The sequence below is a fragment of the Klebsiella sp. I138 genome (assembly GCF_051131765.1).
Taxonomy (GTDB): Bacteria; Pseudomonadota; Gammaproteobacteria; order Enterobacterales; family Enterobacteriaceae; genus Klebsiella.
Window position 1 is genome coordinate 5,017,054 of the sequence record NZ_CP180447.1, and the last position, 18,875, is coordinate 5,035,928.

The 18,875-nt window shown below is 55.3% G+C and carries 17 protein-coding genes and 1 other RNA gene; 14 read left to right on the forward strand and 4 right to left on the reverse strand.

The annotated features are described in order from the left end of the window. Positions 1 to 277: 277 nt before the first annotated feature. The 7 genes from tkt to ACMYSK_RS23555 all read left to right on the forward strand — a co-directional run bounded on the left by tkt (position 278) and on the right by ACMYSK_RS23555 (position 8,819). Positions 278 to 2,269, forward strand: a complete 1,992-nt coding sequence (gene tkt / locus ACMYSK_RS23525; protein WP_434638825.1) for a transketolase — start codon at positions 278 to 280, stop codon at positions 2,267 to 2,269. Positions 2,270 to 2,600: 331 nt separating this feature from the next. Next, positions 2,601 to 3,620 carry an erythrose-4-phosphate dehydrogenase gene (gene epd, locus ACMYSK_RS23530; RefSeq protein WP_434638826.1) on the forward strand — a complete coding sequence of 340 codons (1,020 nt, stop codon included), beginning with the start codon at positions 2,601 to 2,603 and terminating at the stop codon, positions 3,618 to 3,620. Between the two features lie 77 nt (positions 3,621 to 3,697). Then, positions 3,698 to 4,861, forward strand: a complete 1,164-nt coding sequence (gene pgk, locus ACMYSK_RS23535) for a phosphoglycerate kinase (RefSeq protein ID WP_434638827.1) — start codon at positions 3,698 to 3,700, stop codon at positions 4,859 to 4,861. A gap of 195 nt (positions 4,862 to 5,056) precedes the next feature. Continuing rightward, positions 5,057 to 6,136, forward strand: a complete 1,080-nt coding sequence (gene fbaA / locus ACMYSK_RS23540; RefSeq protein WP_434638828.1) for a class II fructose-bisphosphate aldolase — start codon at positions 5,057 to 5,059, stop codon at positions 6,134 to 6,136. Between the two features lie 187 nt (positions 6,137 to 6,323). Further along, positions 6,324 to 7,181 carry a small-conductance mechanosensitive channel MscS gene (mscS, locus tag ACMYSK_RS23545; RefSeq protein WP_434638830.1) on the forward strand — a complete coding sequence of 286 codons (858 nt, stop codon included), beginning with the start codon at positions 6,324 to 6,326 and terminating at the stop codon, positions 7,179 to 7,181. Between the two features lie 150 nt (positions 7,182 to 7,331). Further along, on the forward strand, positions 7,332 to 7,967 hold the full coding sequence (gene argO / locus ACMYSK_RS23550) for an arginine exporter ArgO (protein WP_434638832.1): 636 nt from the start codon (positions 7,332 to 7,334) through the stop codon (positions 7,965 to 7,967). A gap of 90 nt (positions 7,968 to 8,057) precedes the next feature. After that, positions 8,058 to 8,819 (forward strand): oxidative stress defense protein, encoded by a 762-nt coding sequence (locus ACMYSK_RS23555; protein WP_434638834.1) that lies wholly within the window; start codon positions 8,058 to 8,060, stop codon positions 8,817 to 8,819. 50 nt (positions 8,820 to 8,869) lie between these two features. Here ACMYSK_RS23555 and argP read toward each other — a convergent pair whose 3' ends face one another. Further along, positions 8,870 to 9,763, reverse strand: a complete 894-nt coding sequence (argP, locus tag ACMYSK_RS23560) for a DNA-binding transcriptional regulator ArgP (RefSeq protein ID WP_434638835.1) — start codon at positions 9,761 to 9,763, stop codon at positions 8,870 to 8,872. 167 nt (positions 9,764 to 9,930) lie between these two features. On the opposite strand from argP, the gene rpiA reads away from it, so the two are divergent. The 3 genes from rpiA (at position 9,931) to ACMYSK_RS23575 (ending at position 12,743) form a co-directional block, all read left to right on the forward strand. Then, positions 9,931 to 10,590, forward strand: coding sequence for a ribose-5-phosphate isomerase RpiA (rpiA, locus tag ACMYSK_RS23565; RefSeq protein WP_434638836.1), 660 nt, complete (start codon positions 9,931 to 9,933; stop codon positions 10,588 to 10,590). A gap of 267 nt (positions 10,591 to 10,857) precedes the next feature. After that, positions 10,858 to 12,090: a phosphoglycerate dehydrogenase gene (gene serA / locus ACMYSK_RS23570; RefSeq protein ID WP_434638837.1), complete on the forward strand. Its 1,233-nt coding sequence runs from the start codon at positions 10,858 to 10,860 to the stop codon at positions 12,088 to 12,090. Between the two features lie 41 nt (positions 12,091 to 12,131). Then, entirely contained in the window at positions 12,132 to 12,743 is a 612-nt protein-coding gene (locus ACMYSK_RS23575) for a DUF2238 domain-containing protein (protein ID WP_434638839.1), read from the forward strand. 1 nt (position 12,744) lies between these two features. On the opposite strand, the gene ACMYSK_RS23580 is transcribed toward ACMYSK_RS23575, so the two are convergent. From ACMYSK_RS23580 to zapA, 3 genes are all read right to left on the reverse strand, one after another. Next, positions 12,745 to 13,344, reverse strand: a complete 600-nt coding sequence (locus ACMYSK_RS23580; protein ID WP_434638841.1) for a 5-formyltetrahydrofolate cyclo-ligase — start codon at positions 13,342 to 13,344, stop codon at positions 12,745 to 12,747. 116 nt (positions 13,345 to 13,460) lie between these two features. Next, positions 13,461 to 13,644: non-coding RNA, 6S RNA (gene ssrS, locus ACMYSK_RS23585), on the reverse strand. 41 nt (positions 13,645 to 13,685) lie between these two features. Next, positions 13,686 to 14,015 (reverse strand): cell division protein ZapA, encoded by a 330-nt coding sequence (zapA, locus tag ACMYSK_RS23590; protein WP_004867406.1) that lies wholly within the window; start codon positions 14,013 to 14,015, stop codon positions 13,686 to 13,688. A 166-nt stretch (positions 14,016 to 14,181) separates the two neighbouring features. Here zapA and ACMYSK_RS23595 point away from each other — a divergent pair, with 166 nt between their 5' ends. From ACMYSK_RS23595 to ubiI, 4 genes are read left to right on the forward strand one after another with little or no spacing between them, the layout of a single operon-like run. Continuing rightward, the gene (locus tag ACMYSK_RS23595; RefSeq protein ID WP_434638843.1) at positions 14,182 to 14,760 is read left to right on the forward strand and encodes a YecA family protein; all 579 of its coding nucleotides are present in this window, start codon (positions 14,182 to 14,184) and stop codon (positions 14,758 to 14,760) included. 23 nt (positions 14,761 to 14,783) lie between these two features. Further along, positions 14,784 to 16,100 carry a Xaa-Pro aminopeptidase gene (gene pepP / locus ACMYSK_RS23600; protein ID WP_434638845.1) on the forward strand — a complete coding sequence of 439 codons (1,317 nt, stop codon included), beginning with the start codon at positions 14,784 to 14,786 and terminating at the stop codon, positions 16,098 to 16,100. Then, positions 16,097 to 17,275: a 2-octaprenyl-6-methoxyphenyl hydroxylase gene (ubiH, locus tag ACMYSK_RS23605; RefSeq protein WP_434638847.1), complete on the forward strand. Its 1,179-nt coding sequence runs from the start codon at positions 16,097 to 16,099 to the stop codon at positions 17,273 to 17,275. The genes pepP and ubiH overlap by 4 nt, the downstream gene beginning before the upstream one ends. 10 nt (positions 17,276 to 17,285) lie before the next feature. Then, positions 17,286 to 18,488, forward strand: a complete 1,203-nt coding sequence (gene ubiI, locus ACMYSK_RS23610; protein ID WP_434638849.1) for an FAD-dependent 2-octaprenylphenol hydroxylase — start codon at positions 17,286 to 17,288, stop codon at positions 18,486 to 18,488. Positions 18,489 to 18,875: the final 387 nt, after the last annotated feature.

Consider the following 18,875-nt stretch of genomic DNA (forward strand, 5'->3'; position numbering starts at 1 on the left):
TTTTATCTTCCACAATCTTACGATTATTTATCTGAAAAAGGCGACGATAGACCTGTCGCATCCTGTACAAATTATAAAGACTATTACGCGACGCGGGCGAGAGTATTCCGGGGCAGCACAACGTGTTCCGGAGATTTCTTAAACCACAAAAGGATGCTCCATGTACATGCTTTCGCGCTTGGGTTACATTGTTGACACTTTTTTCTGGCGTAGCCCAAAACGCGCTCTCGTCAAGTCGTTAAGGGTATGGCCTTCAACAGTCCGAACTGGAGTCAAAATGTCCTCACGTAAAGAGCTTGCTAACGCTATTCGTGCGCTGAGCATGGATGCTGTACAGAAAGCCAAATCCGGCCACCCGGGTGCCCCGATGGGTATGGCTGACATTGCCGAAGTCCTGTGGCGTGATTTCATGAACCATAACCCGCAGAACCCGGCCTGGGCCGACCGCGACCGCTTCGTGCTGTCCAACGGCCACGGCTCCATGCTGATCTACAGCCTGCTGCACCTCACCGGTTATGACCTGCCGATCGAAGAGCTGAAAAACTTCCGTCAGCTGCACTCTAAGACTCCGGGCCATCCGGAAGTGGGCTACACCGCAGGCGTGGAAACCACCACCGGCCCGCTGGGCCAGGGGATTGCTAACGCCGTGGGCATGGCTATCGCGGAAAAAACGCTGGCCGCGCAGTTCAACCGTCCGGGCCACGATATCGTTGACCACTTCACCTACGCCTTCATGGGCGACGGCTGCATGATGGAAGGTATCTCCCACGAAGTGTGCTCCCTGGCGGGTACCCTGAAGCTGGGTAAACTGGTGGCGTTCTATGATGACAACGGCATCTCCATCGACGGCCACGTTGAAGGCTGGTTCACTGACGATACCGCTAAACGCTTTGAAGCCTACGGCTGGCACGTGGTGCGCGGCGTTGACGGTCACGACGCAGCCGCGATTAAACGCGCGGTAGAAGAAGCGCGTGCGGTCACCGACAAACCGTCTCTGCTGATGTGTAAAACCATCATCGGTTTCGGTTCCCCGAACAAAGCCGGTACCCACGACTCCCACGGCGCACCGCTGGGTGACGCAGAAATCGCGCTGACCCGCGAACAGCTGGGCTGGAAATACGCACCGTTCGAGATCCCGTCTGATATCTACGCGCAGTGGGATGCGAAAGAAGCCGGCCAGGCCAAAGAAGCAACGTGGAACGAGAAGTTCGCAGCCTATGCCAAAGCCTTCCCGCAGGAAGCGGCTGAATTCACCCGTCGTATGAAAGGTGACATGCCGGCTGATTTCGACGCGAAAGCGAACGAATTCATCGCTAAGCTGCAGGCAAACCCGGCGAAAATCGCCAGCCGTAAAGCGTCGCAGAACGCGATTGAAGCGTTTGGCCCGTTACTGCCGGAATTCCTCGGTGGCTCCGCTGACCTGGCGCCTTCTAACCTGACTATCTGGTCGGGTTCTAAAGCCATCAACGAAGATACTGCCGGGAACTACATCCACTACGGCGTGCGCGAATTCGGGATGACCGCGATCGCCAACGGTATCGCCCTGCACGGCGGTTTCCTGCCGTACACCTCGACCTTCCTGATGTTCGTCGAATATGCGCGTAACGCGGTGCGTATGGCTGCACTGATGAAACAGCGTCAGGTGATGGTCTACACCCACGACTCCATCGGTCTGGGCGAAGACGGCCCGACTCACCAGCCGGTTGAGCAGGTGGCTTCTCTGCGCGTGACCCCGAACATGTCAACCTGGCGTCCGTGTGACCAGGTGGAATCTGCGGTAGCGTGGAAATACGGCGTTGAACGTCACGACGGCCCGACCGCGCTGATCCTGTCTCGTCAGAACCTGGCGCAGCAGGATCGTACCGAACAGCAGCTGAAAGACATCGCTCGCGGTGGCTACGTGCTGAAAGACTGTGCGGGTCAGCCAGAGCTTATCTTCATCGCAACCGGTTCTGAAGTTGAGCTGGCGGTTGCGGCATGGGACAAGCTGACAGGCGAAGGCGTGAAGGCGCGCGTGGTGTCCATGCCGTCGACCGACGCGTTCGACAAGCAGGACGCGGCTTACCGTGAATCCGTGCTGCCGAAAGCCGTTTCTGCACGCGTTGCTATCGAAGCGGGCATTGCTGACTACTGGTTCAAATACGTGGGCCTGAACGGGGCTATCGTTGGCATGACCACCTTCGGTGAGTCAGCGCCAGCGGAACTGCTGTTCGAAGAGTTCGGCTTCACCGTCGACAACGTGGTCGCGAAAGCGAAAGCGCTGCTGTAGTCGTTATCTGCCCGGCTATCCGGGCAGTAAGCGCAGAAAAAGCCGGGATAATCCCCGGCTTTTTTTTTATCACCGTTATTCCCGATGGCCGTTGGAAGATTGCGTATTATTCCAACCAAAATGTGACGTACGTCAGATAACTCACTTCTTCCGCTGGACAGACATTCCTTTTATTCCTTGTTTCGCTTATTCTAGCTGAAGCGTTTCAGTCGTTTAAATGTTCGACAATTAATCAATCAGTCGCAGTTTGCGACGGGTAAGGTTTCCCTCCGGGCGTTGCTGGATTACTCTGTCAGCCACCTCAAATCAGGGACAACCTTGCAGGAGACCTATGACCATACGCATCGCGATTAATGGCTTCGGTCGCATAGGACGCAACGTGGTTCGCGCTTTATATGAATCCGGGCGTCGTGCGGAAATTACCGTGGTGGCAATCAACGAACTGGCGGATGCTGCGGGCATCGCGCATTTGTTGAAATATGACACCAGCCATGGGCGCTTTGCCTGGGATGTTCGCCAGGAGAGAGAGCAGCTTTACGTCGGCGATGATGCTATTCGCCTGCTGCATGAACCTTCGATTGAGGCGCTACCCTGGCAGGAGCTGGCGGTTGATATTGTTCTCGATTGTACCGGCGTTTACGGCAGCCGTGAGCATGGCGAAGCCCATATTCAGGCTGGGGCAAAGAAAGTGCTCTTTTCCCATCCCGGCAGCAGCGATATTGACGCGACCGTTGTTTATGGCGTGAATCACGGTGAATTACGTACTGAGCACCGTATTGTCTCTAACGCCTCCTGCACGACCAACTGCATTATCCCGGTCATAAAACTGTTAGATGATGCCTACGGCATTGAGTCAGGAACGGTAACGACAATTCACTCCGCTATGCACGATCAACAGGTGATCGACGCCTATCATCCGGACCTGCGCAGAACGCGCGCGGCCAGTCAGTCGATTATTCCGGTTGATACCAAACTTGCGGCGGGGATCACGCGAATTTTCCCGCAGTTTAATGACCGTTTCGAGGCAATTGCGGTCCGCGTACCGACGATTAATGTGACGGCGATTGACCTGAGTGTGACGGTGAAGAAACCCGTAAAGGCCAATGAAGTCAACCAGTTGCTGCAAAAAGCAGCACAAGGTACATTTCATGGTATAGTTGACTATACGGAATTGCCGTTGGTCTCGATAGATTTTAACCACGACCCGCACAGCGCCATCGTTGATGGCACCCAAACCCGGGTTAGTGGCGCTCATCTGATCAAAACATTGGTCTGGTGCGATAATGAATGGGGCTTTGCTAACCGGATGCTCGACACGACGTTAGCGATGGCCGTTATTGGTTTCAGGTGAGACATCCGTGCGCAACATCGTTCACGATAGCGCGTATGGCGTCTGCAAAACTTTAAGAATCATTGAGAGGATTCACCATGTCTGTAATTAAGATGACCGATCTGGATCTGGCTGGTAAACGCGTATTTATCCGTGCCGATCTGAACGTACCAGTTAAAGACGGGAAAGTAACCAGCGACGCGCGTATCCGTGCTTCTCTGCCGACCATTGAGCTGGCTCTGAAACAGGGTGCTAAAGTGATGGTCACTTCTCACCTGGGTCGTCCGACCGAAGGCGAGTACAACGAAGAATTCTCTCTGCTGCCGGTTGTTAATTACCTGAAAGACAAACTGTCTAACCCGGTACGTCTGGTTAAAGATTACCTGGATGGCGTTGAAGTTGCAGCCGGTGAACTGGTTGTTCTGGAAAACGTTCGCTTTAACAAAGGCGAGAAAAAAGACGACGAAGCGCTGTCCAAAAAATACGCGGCACTGTGCGACGTGTTCGTGATGGACGCATTCGGTACTGCACACCGTGCACAGGCATCTACCCACGGTATCGGTAAATTTGCCGACGTCGCGTGCGCAGGCCCGCTGCTGGCCGCTGAGCTGGACGCGCTGGGTAAAGCGCTGAAAGAGCCGGCTCGCCCGATGGTTGCTATTGTTGGCGGTTCTAAAGTTTCCACCAAACTGACCGTTCTCGACTCCCTGTCCAAAATCGCTGACCAACTGATCGTTGGCGGTGGTATCGCCAACACCTTCGTTGCCGCCCAGGGCCACAACGTGGGTAAATCCCTGTATGAAGCAGACCTGGTTGACGAAGCTAAGCGCCTGCTGACCACCTGTGATATCCCGGTTCCGACAGACGTTCGCGTAGCAACTGAGTTCTCCGAAACAGCAGCTGCCACGCTGAAATCTGTAAACGACATCAAAGATGACGAGCAGATTCTGGATCTGGGCGACGTTTCTGCACAGAAACTGGCTGATATCCTGAAAGACGCTAAAACTATTCTGTGGAATGGTCCGGTTGGCGTATTCGAATTCCCGAACTTCCGTAAAGGGACTGAAATCGTGGCTAACGCCATCGCAGACAGCGAAGGTTTCTCCATCGCCGGCGGCGGTGACACCCTGGCGGCGATTGACCTGTTCGGCATTTCGGACAAAATTTCCTACATCTCCACTGGCGGTGGCGCATTCCTCGAATTCGTGGAAGGCAAAGTCCTGCCAGCTGTAGCGATGCTTGAAGAGCGCGCTAAGAAGTAAGTTTGATCAGGCGGGAAAATCCCGCCTGTTTTTCAAATAAAATTCAATTTGTTGCTCTAAATAATTCGTGTTGCCGGAAGGTGGCGACAGCGCGAAAACCTGGTTCTTACGGAACCGGGGTAAGCGAGGGAAGCCAGGGGACTGCCACACGAATTATGGCGAGCATAAACGGCCGAAGATACAGGACTACGTAACATGTCTAAAATTTTTGATTTCGTAAAACCTGGCGTGATCACTGGTGATGACGTTCAGAAAGTGTTCCAGGTAGCTAAAGAAAATAACTTTGCTCTGCCAGCGGTTAACTGTGTGGGTACTGACTCCATTAACGCCGTTCTGGAAGCAGCTGCAAAAGCTAAATCCCCGGTTATCGTTCAGTTCTCTAACGGCGGCGCTGCGTTCATCGCAGGTAAAGCAGTCAAAACTGACGTTCCGCAGGGCGCTGCAATCCTGGGTGCTATCTCTGGCGCACATCACGTTCACCAGATGGCTGCACACTACGGCGTACCGGTTATTCTGCACACCGACCACTGCGCGAAGAAACTGCTGCCGTGGATCGACGGCCTGCTGGACGCGGGTGAAAAACACTTCGCTGCTACCGGCAAACCGCTGTTCTCTTCTCACATGATTGACCTGTCTGAAGAGTCCCTGCACGAAAACATCGAAATCTGCTCTAAATATCTGGCGCGCATGGCCAAAATGGACATGACTCTGGAAATCGAACTGGGTTGCACCGGTGGCGAAGAAGACGGCGTGGACAACAGCCACATGGACGCTTCTGCCCTGTACACTCAGCCGGAAGACGTTGATTACGCGTACACTGAACTGAGCAAAATCAGCCCGCGTTTCACCATCGCCGCTTCCTTCGGTAACGTACACGGCGTGTACAAGCCGGGTAACGTGGTTCTGACTCCGACTATCCTGCGCGATTCTCAGGAATATGTTTCTAAGAAACACAACCTGCCGCACAACAGCCTGAACTTCGTCTTCCACGGCGGTTCCGGTTCTTCTGCTCAGGAAATCAAAGACTCCGTCAGCTACGGCGTTATCAAAATGAACATCGATACCGATACCCAATGGGCAACCTGGGACGGTATCCTGCAGTACTACAAAACCAACGAAGCTTACCTGCAGGGCCAGCTGGGCAACCCGAAAGGCGAAGACCAGCCGAACAAGAAATACTACGATCCGCGCGTATGGCTGCGTGCTGCACAGGCGTCCATGGTGACTCGTCTGGAGCAGGCATTTAAAGAGCTGAACGCGATCGACGTTCTGTAAGCATCTTTTATTCTTGCCCGAAAGCCCGCTTAATTGCGGGCTTTTTTATGCCTGAATATCATCATATTTCTCTGAAAATTGTGATCAACTTGGCAAAACATGTGCATATTGTTTACCCTTAGTTAACCTGTCGCTGTGCAGGTTTGGTTTTTTTATTCCCCCTACGGGTATTCATAAGGAAGGTTAAATGGAAGAGTTGAACGTTGGCGATAGCCTACACAACGCCAGTTCATGGCTGGTGCGCAATCAGGAATTACTGCTGAGCTATGCCGTCAATATCGTTGCCGCCATCGCGATTATTATCGTCGGTATGATTGTGGCGCGGGTCATCTCTAATACGGTGAACCGACTGATGCTGGCGCGTAAGATTGATGCGACCGTTGCCGATTTTCTGTCCGCTCTGGTGCGCTATGCCGTTGTCGCCTTCACCCTGATTGCCGCATTGGGTCGCGTAGGCGTGCAGACCGCATCGGTGATTGCCGTACTCGGTGCCGCCGGTTTAGCCGTCGGCCTGGCGCTGCAGGGCTCGCTGTCTAACCTGGCCGCTGGCGTATTGCTGGTCATGTTCCGCCCGTTCCGCGCAGGTGAGTATGTTGATCTCGGTGGCGTCGCCGGTACCGTACTGAATGTGCAAATTTTCTCCACGACCATGCGTACGGCCGACGGTAAAATTGTGGTTGTCCCGAACGGTAAAATTATCGCCGGCAACATCATCAACTTTTCCCGTGAACCGGCACGGCGCAACGAATTTATTATCGGCGTGTCCTACGATGCCGATATCGATCAGGTTAAGCAGCTGCTCACCCGTATTATCGAATCAGAAGATCGTATTCTCAAAGATCGCGAAATGACCGTACGCCTGCATGAGCTGGGAGCGTCATCGGTGAACTATGTCGTTCGCGTCTGGAGCCTGAGCAGCGATCTGCAAAGCGTATACTGGGATGTGCTGGAGCGCATTAAGCGTGAGTTTGACGCCAACGGCATCAGTTTCCCGTACCCGCAGATGGATGTCCATGTGGTGCGCCCGCAGGAGAAAGCGGAGTAATTGAGCCGCAGAATTAAAGGCCAGCCACGCTGGCCTTTATTGTATTAACCACATTAGCTGTTCTTATTAATGATTAAAATTATCAATTTCCTCTAATGATTTTATCGCGCTATATTCTTCTGCATTAACGACCTTACCGGAAAAAACACCATGTTATCGTATTACTTTCAGGGGCTTGCCCTGGGAGCGGCTATGATTTTGCCGCTTGGCCCGCAAAATGCGTTTGTGATGAATCAGGGGATTCGTCGGCAGTATCACCTGATGATTGCGCTACTGTGCGCGGTGAGCGATTTGTTGCTGATCTGCGCCGGTATTTTTGGCGGTAGCGCATTGCTGATGCAGTCGCCGTGGCTGCTGGCGCTGGTGACCTGGGGCGGCGTGGCCTTTCTGCTTTGGTACGGTTTCGGCGCGCTGAGAACGGCGTTGAGCAGCAATCTGGAACTGGCCAGTGCGGAGGTGATGAAGCAGGGGCGCTGGAAAATTATCGTCACCATGCTGGCGGTCACCTGGCTGAATCCGCACGTTTATCTCGACACTTTCGTCGTGCTGGGAAGCCTGGGAGGGCAGCTGGACGTGGAGCCGAAGCGCTGGTTCGCGTTGGGCACAATTAGCGCCTCGTTTTTGTGGTTCTTTGGCCTGGCCCTGCTGGCGGCCTGGCTGGCCCCGCGCTTGCGTACCGCGCGTGCGCAGCGAATCATTAATGTACTGGTTGGCCTGGTGATGTGGTTTATCGCATTGCAGCTGGCGAAAGATGGTCTGATGCATATACAAGCTCTGCTTAACTAAGCGTTGTCCGATGGACTTTCGCCGCGTACGCGTTAAGCTTGCAGGCATGCGTCCGTAGACGGGCGACCAATGTAAGATGGAGAAACGACAGTGAAGTTAAAACTCATGGCCCTGGCGGCAGCAATTGGATTGAGTGCAATGGCAGTACAGGCAAATGAATTGCCGAACGGCCCGCACATTGTGACTTCAGGTACCGCCAGCGTAGCCGCCGTACCGGATATCGCTACCCTGGCGATTGAAGTTAACGTTGCCGCGAAAGATGCCGCTTCAGCGAAGAAGCAGGCCGACGATCGCGTGGCGCAGTACCTCTCGTTCCTGGAAAAGAACGGTATTGCCAAAAAAGATATTAACTCAGCAAACCTGCGTACCCAGCCGGACTACGACTACCAGAATGGTAAAAGTATTCTGAAAGGCTACCGTGCGGTGCGCACCGTCGAAGTCACGTTGCGCCAGCTGGATAAGCTAAATGGTCTGCTGGACGGCGCGCTGAAGGCGGGTCTGAATGAAGTGCGCTCTGTATCGCTGGGCGTTGCGCAACCGGATGCCTATAAAGATAAGGCGCGCAAAGCAGCCATTGATGATGCGGTGCATCAGGCGCAAGAGCTGGCGTCAGGCTTCCACAGCAAGCTGGGGCCGGTCTATAGCGTTCGCTACCATGTTTCGAACTATCAGCCGAGCCCGATGGTGCGCATGATGAAGGCTGCCGATGCGGCACCGGTTTCCGCGCAGGAAACCTACGAGCAGGCGACTATTCAGTTTGACGATCAGGTTGATGTCGTTTTTGAACTGCAGCCCGCAGCGCCAGCTCCGGCTCCCGCCGCACCGGCTAAGCAGCCTGATGCGGCACAGTAAGCGATAAAATAAAAAGCCACTTCTTTGAAGTGGCTTTTTTTCGCCTGCGTTTAGTCCTGCCGCAGCACCTTGTGACCGTAATCGATCAGCGCATCGGTGACCCGGCGCATCATCCGGCTTTCCGGCGCGAAGCGATGCCAGTAGAGCATCCGGCGCTGAAACAGTCCCGGCGTGAGATCGATAAGCTCGCCGCTTTTGAGCTCTTTTTCAATTTGCAGATGCGGGATCATGCAACAGGTCGTCCCCTGGCGCGCAAGCTGCACGAAGGCCTCCGAAGAGTTCACGATATGGCACGGGACGCTGCCCGGCGGCAGATCGAAGTTCTGCTGCAAAAACGCCTGATGCATATCATCCAGATGATCGAAGGCGACAACCGGCGCTTTCAGCAACGCAGAGCGAGTCACGCCGTTAGGGAAATAACGTTGCGCAAACTCTTTTGAGGCGACAAACAGGTAGTCGAGCGCACCAAGCTGATCGACCAGACAGCTCGGCAGCGCCTGCGGTTGAATACTCACTGCACCGACGACTTCACCACGACGTAGGCGTTCCTGAGTGCGGGTTTCATCTTCGACCTGCAGGTTGAGGCGGATAGGAGAGTCGGAAAGGACGCTAGACAGCGCGGGCAGCAGCCAGGTTGCCAGACTGTCGGCGTTGACCGCCAGCGACAGCAGCAGCGGCGTTGAACCCGTCTGCTCATCGCCCAGCCACTCTTCTTCCAGCAGCTCAACCTGGCGCAGCAGGGCTAACAGCTTTTGTCCCTGCTCGGTTGGGCGCGGCGGCACGGTACGGACCAGCAGCGGCTGGCCGAACATATTTTCCAGCTGTTTAATACGCTGTGAGACGGCGGACTGTGTAATGCATAGCTTCTGCGCGGCGCGCTCAAACCCACGTTCTCTTATCACCGCATCCAGCGCTTGTAGTGTTCTGTAGTCCGGTCGTTTCATTGCTCTGGCGTACCCCCATAACTTTTCGTTAACTTGCACTATGACATAAATTTGTTTTTGATGAAGACGAAAAATGGTCTGCTCAGTTGTGTGACCCTGCCGCAGGGACAATTCCCCCCATGGTGTTCTATAATGCGCCACAGGTATTCACATCTCGGACCATAATCATGACGCAAGATGAACTGAAAAAAGCAGTAGGCTGGGCGGCATTGCAGTATGTACAACCGGGCACCATCGTGGGTGTCGGTACGGGCTCCACGGCCGCGCATTTTATCGATGCGCTGGGCACCATGAAAGGGCAGATTGAAGGCGCTGTTTCCAGCTCTGATGCCTCCACCGAAAAACTGAAAAGCCTTGGCATCCCGGTTTTCGATCTTAACAGCGTTGACCGTCTGGGCATTTACGTTGACGGCGCCGATGAGATTAATGGCCATATGCAGATGATCAAAGGCGGCGGCGCGGCATTAACGCGCGAAAAGATTATTGCCTCAGTGGCGGATAAATTTATCTGCATTGCTGATGCGTCTAAGCAGGTGGATATTCTGGGTAAATTCCCGCTGCCGGTGGAAGTGATTCCGATGGCGCGCAGCGCCGTCGCGCGTCAACTGGTGAAGCTGGGCGGTCGCCCGGAGTATCGCCAGGGCGTGACCACCGACAATGGCAACGTCATTCTTGACGTCTTCGGCCTGGAAATTCTTGATGCTATTGCTCTGGAAAATACCATCAACGGTATTCCGGGCGTCGTTACCGTCGGGCTGTTTGCCAATCGCGGGGCGGATGTCGCCCTGATCGGCACCGCCGATGGCGTAAAAACCATCGTAAAATAATATAATTGGGGGAGCGAATGGCTCCCTCGCAAATATTTTTTCTCCTGGCTAAATTTGGTGACTTCTGTCACATTTATGCAACCAGCCTTAGTAACAATCTACCTTTACTTCTCTTTCTGGTGTTTTGTCCTGTCATTTCCCTCTGTGTGATATTTCTTCAGGTCGTCGACGCAAACGTTCATATTGCCGCGATAGTTTTTTTTGATATGTTGCTGAGAAGAACTTTCGTTCGGCACGACATCAGATAAGACAAAACAGGACGGGGAAATGGCTAAGGTATCACTGGAAAAAGACAAGATTAAGTTTCTGCTGGTTGAAGGTGTGCATCAAAAAGCGGTGGAGAATCTCCGCGCGGCAGGCTACACCAACATCGAATTTCATAAAGGTGCGCTGGACAGCGAGGAGCTGAAAGCGTCGATCCGTGATGCTCATTTCATTGGCCTGCGTTCCCGTACTCATCTGACTGAAGAGATCTTCGCGGCAGCGGAAAAACTGGTGGCGGTCGGCTGCTTCTGTATCGGCACCAACCAGGTTGATTTAGACGCGGCGGCGAAACGTGGTGTTCCCGTCTTTAACGCGCCGTTCTCAAATACCCGTTCCGTTGCCGAGCTGGTGATTGGCGAACTGCTGCTGATGCTGCGCGGCGTGCCAGAAGCTAACGCGAAAGCGCACCGCGGCGTGTGGAACAAACTGGCCGTCGGCAGCTTCGAAGCGCGTGGTAAAAAACTGGGGATCATCGGCTACGGCCACATTGGTACACAGCTGGGGATTCTGGCCGAATCGCTGGGGATGCACGTCTATTTCTATGATATCGAAAGTAAACTGCCGCTGGGCAACGCTACTCAGGTACAGCACCTCTCCGATCTGCTGAATATGAGCGATGTCGTCAGTCTGCACGTGCCGGAAAACGCCTCCACCAAAAATATGATGGGTGCGGAAGAGCTGGCGCTGATGAAGCCCGGCGCGCTGTTGATCAACGCCTCTCGCGGTACGGTGGTGGATATTCCTGCATTGTGCGATGCGCTGGCGCGTAAGCACCTGGCCGGGGCGGCGATTGACGTCTTCCCGACGGAGCCGGCAACCAACAGCGATCCGTTCACCTCGCCGCTGTGCGAGTTCGACAACGTGATCCTGACGCCGCACATCGGTGGCTCTACCCAGGAAGCGCAGGAGAATATCGGTCTGGAAGTGGCGGGCAAGCTGGCGAAGTATTCCGACAACGGTTCGACGCTCTCCGCGGTGAATTTCCCGGAAGTTTCTCTGCCGCTGCACGGCGGTCGTCGTTTGCTGCACATTCATGAAAACCGTCCGGGCGTGCTGACCGCCATCAACCAGATCTTTGCCGCTCAAAGCATCAATATCGCGGCGCAGTATCTGCAAACCACGTCGCAGATGGGCTATGTGGTTATTGATATTGAAGCTGAAGAAGATGTGGCACAGCAAGCGCTGCAGGCCATGAAGGCGATTCCGGGCACCATCCGCGCCCGTCTGCTTTACTGATTAACCTTTGAAAAGGATCCCTGCGGGGATCCCTTTAATTTATGCAGACCTCTCAATTGAATGTGGGCGCCTTTCTCCTGCTGCTGATCCTGGCATGGACGGGGTTGGGCACTCACGATAGTCTCACCTGGCTGATGGAAGTGACGCCGGTCATTATCATCGTTCCGCTGCTGCTCTTAACACGTTCGCGCTACCCGCTCACGCCGATCCTGTACGTGCTTATCTTCTTCCACGCCATTATTTTGATGGTGGGAGGGATGTATACGTACGCAAAAGTGCCGATTGGATTTGATGTGCAAGCATGGCTGAATTTAAGCCGTAATCCGTACGATAAGCTTGGCCACTTTTTCCAGGGGCTGGTTCCGGCACTGGCGGCGCGGGAGATTCTGCTGCGTGGCGACTATGTGCGCGGACGCAAGATGCTGTCGTTTCTGGTGTGCTGCATTGCGCTGGCGATCAGCGCCACCTATGAGTTAATCGAATGGTGGGCGGCGCTGGCGATGGGGCAGGGAGCGGATGATTTTCTCGGTACTCAGGGCGATCCGTGGGACACCCAGTCGGATATGTTCTGCGCGTTGCTGGGATCGCTGGCGACGATATTCTTACTCAGCGGATGGCATAACCGGCAGTTGAAAAAGCTCGGTAATCGATAGCTTACGGCCACTGCCACAGCGTCGAGGGGGTAATCACCGCCGGTAGCGGGATATCCCAGTGCGCTGTTGGCAGTGCGTCGACCTGCTGGCAATCATGGGCATAGCCAACAGGGTGCAGGGAATAATCCCGCCAGTTCTGCAATGTCCGGTCGTAGAAGCCGCCTCCCATTCCCAGCCGCTGTCCGACGGTGTCAAAGGCAACCAGCGGGACCATCAGCACGTCGAGCTGACTGAGCGGCAGGACGTCGCGCACATCCAGTTTCGGCTCGTTGATTTTCAACCGGTTCATCACCAGTTCGCTGCGCGGATGATAGTGTAAAAACAGCAGATTTCCAGGACTGAACGGGTGGAGCACGGGCAGATATACCCGTTTGCCGGCCTGCCACAGCTGGTCGATCAGCGGTCGGGTATCGAGTTCGCCATCAAAGGATAAAAACAGCGCAACGCTTCGCGCCTGCGCGACGGGAGGGTAGGTCATCGCGCGGTCCGCACCCTGGCGGGCAAACTGCATCTGCTGCTCTGCCGTCAGCGCGCGTCGACGCTGGCGAATCTGTTGGCGAATTTGCTGCCGGGTAGCCTGGGTGTCGGAAAGTTGAGTCATGACGGATCGCCTGATTGGGCACGGCTATGTGCGAGCCAGTTGAACGTAGGCGTAGTGTAATACACAAGGTGGTAAAAGTAGAAAATGAAGCAACAGGGAATGGAACGAAAAAGAAGGGAATCTCCGAGATGCCGCCGCAGGCTGTAACCCTTGAACCCTTGGTTCAAGGTGAATGCGTCGTCACAGTTTTAAGGCTTCTCGGACGGACCGAGCATGCTCACCAACCGTGGAGCGCCACATTCTTGTGGTATGAAATATCGGCTCAGGGGACTGGCCCGCTTGCAAACATCTCAGAGAAATTTTGTTCTTGCGATTACTCTAACACAGTTAACTGCAAAGTGTTATTCAAACTTCGGCCCGGTTCTTTCGCTTATGCGACCTTGCTCAAGCAACGCTTGTTCGATGGTCTGCTGAAGCATCCGAATACGCTGTTCCATGCTGGAGGCGTAGTCACGGGTTTTCGCTTTTTCCTGAGTCAACTCATAGCTGATGTTCAACGCGGCGATGAAGACCAGCTGCTCAGTATTTGTGACTCTAGTGCGTTCTTTTAAATCTTGCAACCGCTGATTCAGGTCATCAGCTGCCTGATTCAAGGCATCCCTTTGTTCAGGCGGGCAATTCACGCGGAGTGAACGGCCAAAAATTTGGAGATCGACGGGTTGTGCAGACATGCCACCTTCCTGCTGATTGACTGCGCGGCCTTCACGCCCGTATCTGGGGCTGCAAAGGGGCGACACTATAGCTACCCTGGTGCGAAGGTACAAGCCCTATTCTGGTTCACCAGGGTCCAAAGTGGTAGCATACCATGAATATTCCTCCCAACGATGACGAATGCGCATGTCTATACAGAACGAAATGCCTGGTTACAACGCTGTAGACCAGTTACTGAACCAACAGGGCGTGGGCTTAACCCCTGCCGAAATGCACGGTTTGATCAGCGGGATCTTGTGCGGCGGTAATAAAGACAGCAGCTGGCAGCCGCTGGTGCATGACCTGACGAACGAAGGCCTCGCATTTGGTCATGAACTGGCCGAATCGCTGCGCAACATGCACTCCGTAACCAGCGACTCGCTGGAAGACGACGGTTTCTTGTTCCAGCTCTATATGCCGGAAGGCGACGCAGTAAGCGTGTTTGATCGCGCCGACGCGCTGGCAGGTTGGGTTAACCACTTTCTTCTTGGTCTGGGCGTGACTCAGCCGAAGCTGGACAAAATCAAAGACGAGACCGGGGAAGCCATCGACGACCTGCGCAATATTGCACAGCTGGGTTACGACGAGGACGAAGATCAGGAAGAGCTCGAAATGTCGTTGGAGGAGATTATCGAGTACGTGCGCGTCGCCGCGCTGCTGTGCCACGAAACCTTCTCACGCCAGCAGCCAACCGCACCGGAAGTTCGCAAGCCAACATTACACTAACGAAAATTTGTTGAGGGGGCGTCATGACACAGCAGGAATTTCTTTCTCGTCGCCAGGCATTGCTGGCGCAGATGCAGCCAGGCAGCGCCGCGCTGATTTTTGCCGCGCCGGAAGCGGTCCGCAGCGCAGATTCAGAATACCCCTACCGGCAGAACAGTGATTTTTGGTACTTCACGGGATTTAATGAGCCGGAAGCCCTGCTGGTGTTGATTAAAAGCGACGACACCCATAACCATAGCGTGCTGTTTAATCGCGTTCGCGACCTGACCGCAGAGATCTGGTTCGGCCGTCGCCTGGGACAGGATGCGGCACCGTCGACGCTCGGCGTCGATCGCGCCCTGGCGTTCAGCGAAATTAACCAGCAGCTATTCCAGTTGCTTAATGGTCTTGACGCCATCTACTTTGCGCAGGGCGAATATGCCTATGCGGACAAAATCGTCTTTAATGCGCTGGAGAAGCTGCGCAAAGGCGTGCGCCAGAATTTGCAGGCTCCGGGAACGGTCATTGACTGGCGGCCGATAGTGCATGAAATGCGCCTGTTTAAATCGCCAGAAGAGCTGGACGTGATGCGTCGCGCCGGCGAAATTTCCGCGCTGGCCCATACCCGCGCGATGCAGAAATGCCGTCCGGGTATGTTCGAATACCAGCTGGAAGGGGAAATTCTGCATGAATTCAGTCGTCACGGCGCCCGCTTCCCTTCCTATAACACCATCGTGGGCGGTGGGGAAAACGGCTGTATCCTTCATTACACTGAGAATGAATCTGAACTGCGCGATGGCGATTTGGTGCTGATTGACGCCGGCTGTGAATACCGTGGCTATGCGGGTGACATTACCCGTACTTTCCCGGTGAACGGCAAATTCAGCCCGGCCCAGCGCGAGATTTACGATATTGTCCTCGAGTCGCTGGAAACATCACTGCAGCTTTACCGTCCCGGCACCTCAATTCATGAGGTTAACCAGCAGGTGGTCCGCATTATGATTACCGGTCTGGTGCGTCTGGGCATTCTCAAAGGGGATGTGGACGAGCTGATCGTTAACAACGCCCACCGACCTTACTTTATGCATGGCCTGAGCCACTGGCTGGGTCTGGATGTCCATGATGTCGGTCGCTACGATGTCGATCGCTCGCGCCCCCTTGAGCCTGGCATGGTTCTGACCGTTGAACCCGGTCTCTATATTGCCGTTGACGCCGATGTGCCGCCGCAGTATCGCGGCATTGGCGTACGTATTGAAGACGATATTGTCATAACCGAAGACGGCAACGAAAACCTGACCGCTGGGGTGGTGAAAAAAGCCGATGATATCGAGGCGCTGATGGCGGCGGCGCGGCGGTCATGAGCGTTCTGATCGTCGGCGGAGGGATGACCGGAGCGACGTTGGCGCTGGCTATCTCCCGGTTAACCCACGGTGCGTTGCCGGTTCACCTGGTTGAGGCGGTACAGCCGGACTCATCACAGCACCCGGGTTTTGATGCCCGCGCGATTGCGCTGGCGGCAGGGACCTGTCAGCAGCTGGCGCGTACCGGAATCTGGCAGGGGATGGCTGATTGCGCGACGCCGATTCAGCGGGTCCACGTCAGCGACCGCGGGCATGCGGGATTTGTGACGCTGGATGCGCAGGATTACGGCCTGGCGGCGTTAGGCCAGGTGGTTGAGCTGCACGATATCGGCCAGCGGTTGTTTGCGCAACTGCGTGAAGCGCCGGGCATCACGTTGCACTGCCCGGCGAAAGTTGAAGACGTCAACCGCTGGGAGGAGGGGGTCAGCATCACTTTGGACAGCGGTGAGACTATCGAAGGCAAACTGCTGGTTGCCGCCGACGGCTCGCGTTCCGCGCTGGGAGCCCGCTGCGGCATGAGCTGGCAGCAGCAGCCTTACGATCAGCTGGCGATGATTGCCAACGTCAGCACCGCGTTGCCCCATGAAGGCCGGGCCTTTGAACGGTTCACCGAGCACGGCCCGCTGGCCATGCTGCCCATGTCGCGTGGGCGTTGCTCACTGGTATGGTGTCACCCGCAGTCACAGCGTGATGAAGTGCAGGCCTGGTCCGACGCACAATTTTGCGAGCAGCTGCAACAGGCGTTTGGCTGGCGGCTGGGGCGCATCACCCATGCCGGGAAACGCAGCGTTTATCCGCTGACGCTTACCACCGCGACGCGCCCGGTTTCTCACCGTCTGGCGCTGGTCGGGAATGCGGCGCAAACGCTGCATCCGATCGCCGGGCAGGGCTTCAATCTCGGCCTGCGGGATGTTATGAGCCTGGCGGAAACGCTGGCGCAAGCCTGTGTTGACGGACAGGACCCCGGTGATTACTCACTTCTTTGTCACTATCAGGCGCGGCGTGCGGATGATAAGGCCGCGACTATCGGCGTGACCGATGGGCTGGTTCATCTGTTCGCTAATCGTTGGGCGCCGCTGGTTGCGGGGCGTAACGTGGGTCTGATGGCGATGGAATTATTTACCCCGGCGCGCGATGCGCTGGCGCAGCGTACCCTCGGTTGGGTTCCTCGTTAAGGAGTTGAACGTGCAAAGTGTTGATGTTGCCATTGTTGGCGGTGGCATGGTGGGGCTGGCGGTAGCCTGTGGCTTGCAGGGGAGCGGGCTGCGGGTCGCGGTGCTCGAACAAGCCGAGCCACAGCCATTGAACGCCGATGAGCCGCCGGCGCTGCGGGTATCAGCCATTAATGCCGCCAGCGAAAAACTGCTCACCAGGCTGGACGTCTGGCCGGAGATTATCGCCCGACGCGCCAGCTGTTACCACGGCATGGAAGTATGGGATAAAGACAGCTTTGGCCACATCAGCTTTGACGATCGGAGCATGGGGTTCAGCCATCTTGGCCATATTATTGAAAATGCGGTTGTTCATCATGCGCTATGGCAGAAGGCGCAGCGTTGCGCCGATGTCACGCTGCTGGCTCCGGCTCAGCTGCAACAGGTGGCATGGGGCGAAAACGAGGCGTTCCTGAGTTTGCAGGATGGCACGATGTTGACCGCCCGGCTGGTGGTCGGCGCCGATGGCGCGAACTCCTGGTTGCGCAACAAAGCGGATATTCCGCTGACGTTCTGGGACTATCGCCACCATGCGCTGGTTGCCACCGTTCGTACCGAAGAGCCACATCAGGCGGTTGCCCGCCAGGCGTTTCACGGCGACGGCATTCTGGCATTCCTGCCGCTGAACGATCCGCATCTGTGTTCCATTGTCTGGTCGCTATCGCCGCAGGAAGCGCAGCGTATGCAGCAGGCGGACGAAGCGGCGTTTAATCAGGCGCTGAATGTTGCCTTCGATAACCGTTTAGGCCTGTGCCACCTTGAAAGCGAGCGTCAAACCTTCCCGCTGACCGGTCGCTACGCGCGCCAGTTTGCTGCGCATCGCCTGGCGCTGGTTGGCGATGCTGCTCACACCATCCACCCGCTGGCCGGACAAGGGGTGAATCTGGGCTTCATGGACGCAGCGGAGCTGATCGATGAACTCCGGCGCCTGCATACGCAGGGCAAAGATATTGGTCAGTACCTCTATCTGCGCCGCTATGAACGCAGCCGCAAACACAGCGCCGCAATGATGCTCGCAGGTATGCAGGGTTTCCGTGAAATGTTCTCTGGCAGCAACCCGGCGAAGAAACTGCTGCGTGATATCGGCCTTAAGCTGGCGGATACGCTACCGGGCGTCAAACCGCAGCTGATTCGCCAGGCAATGGGCTTAAACGATCTTCCTGCTTGGTTACGTTAACCGCGTCACACTTCTCTCTCCCGGCCTCTGCGCCGGGTTTCCTCCTCTCATTTGAAATAATCTAATCTCACTCATTTTTTCGCATTAGTTTTATTAATGCGCCTCTTTTTTCGATACAGAAAACAGGCCTCTTTTTTCGCATAAAATACCATCATGCTCGGTGTTTTCAGCGAATGGTGTTGATTTTATGTGGTGTAAATCGCTTTTTCCCAGTCGATAACTCTGTAGTCTTTTTGGCGGCTTTTAGCCATAAGCTAATCTGATGTCCTGATTTAGCTTATGGTTTAGCGTCGGGTTAGGTGGTAAGTTCAGGCAAAAGAGAACGTTTGCGTCGGTACCCTAATGCGGCGCCGACGGTGGACTTTGTGGTGCGAAACCACCCTGATG

Coding starts and splice junctions, on each gene's coding strand:
- argO (WP_434638832.1), top strand. CDS start 7,332: ATGTTATCGTATTACTTTCAGGGGCTTGCCCTGGGAGCGGCTATGATT.
- ACMYSK_RS23595 (WP_434638843.1), top strand. CDS start 14,182: ATGTCTATACAGAACGAAATGCCTGGTTACAACGCTGTAGACCAGTTA.
- tkt (WP_434638825.1), top strand. CDS start 278: ATGTCCTCACGTAAAGAGCTTGCTAACGCTATTCGTGCGCTGAGCATG.
- rpiA (WP_434638836.1), top strand. CDS start 9,931: ATGACGCAAGATGAACTGAAAAAAGCAGTAGGCTGGGCGGCATTGCAG.
- ubiH (WP_434638847.1), top strand. CDS start 16,097: ATGAGCGTTCTGATCGTCGGCGGAGGGATGACCGGAGCGACGTTGGCG.
- zapA (WP_004867406.1), bottom strand. CDS start 14,015: ATGTCTGCACAACCCGTCGATCTCCAAATTTTTGGCCGTTCACTCCGC.
- ACMYSK_RS23575 (WP_434638839.1), top strand. CDS start 12,132: ATGCAGACCTCTCAATTGAATGTGGGCGCCTTTCTCCTGCTGCTGATC.
- mscS (WP_434638830.1), top strand. CDS start 6,324: ATGGAAGAGTTGAACGTTGGCGATAGCCTACACAACGCCAGTTCATGG.
- epd (WP_434638826.1), top strand. CDS start 2,601: ATGACCATACGCATCGCGATTAATGGCTTCGGTCGCATAGGACGCAAC.
- serA (WP_434638837.1), top strand. CDS start 10,858: ATGGCTAAGGTATCACTGGAAAAAGACAAGATTAAGTTTCTGCTGGTT.
- ACMYSK_RS23580 (WP_434638841.1), bottom strand. CDS start 13,344: ATGACTCAACTTTCCGACACCCAGGCTACCCGGCAGCAAATTCGCCAA.
- pepP (WP_434638845.1), top strand. CDS start 14,784: ATGACACAGCAGGAATTTCTTTCTCGTCGCCAGGCATTGCTGGCGCAG.
- fbaA (WP_434638828.1), top strand. CDS start 5,057: ATGTCTAAAATTTTTGATTTCGTAAAACCTGGCGTGATCACTGGTGAT.
- pgk (WP_434638827.1), top strand. CDS start 3,698: ATGTCTGTAATTAAGATGACCGATCTGGATCTGGCTGGTAAACGCGTA.
- argP (WP_434638835.1), bottom strand. CDS start 9,763: ATGAAACGACCGGACTACAGAACACTACAAGCGCTGGATGCGGTGATA.